The sequence below is a fragment of the Pseudomonas karstica genome (assembly GCF_009707515.1).
GTDB classification, from domain to species: Bacteria; Pseudomonadota; Gammaproteobacteria; order Pseudomonadales; family Pseudomonadaceae; genus Aquipseudomonas; species Aquipseudomonas karstica.
Map to the genome: position 1 here is coordinate 1 of NZ_WLYI01000109.1, position 252 is coordinate 252.

General features: G+C 64.7%; 1 protein-coding gene. It reads left to right on the top strand.

Going from position 1 to position 252, the window contains the following annotated elements:
* Window positions 1-252 (top strand): AMP-binding protein (locus tag GIR22_RS25900; RefSeq protein WP_154746104.1); only part of this gene is annotated, 252 nt, incomplete at both ends.

Genomic DNA, 252 nt, shown 5'->3' on the forward strand with positions numbered 1-252 from the left:
GCACATCGGCAAACCTGTGGCCAATACCCAGTTCTACCTGCTGGACGAGCACGGGCAACCGGTGCCATTGGGTGTGGCCGGCGAAATCTACATCGGCGGCGCCGGGGTGGCTCGCGGTTACCTGAACCGCGACGACCTGACGGCTGAACGCTTCCTCAAAGACCCGTTCAGCCGCGCTCTCAATGCACGCATGTACCGCACCGGCGACCTGGGCCGCTACCTGCCCGACGGCAACATCGAATACCTGGGCCG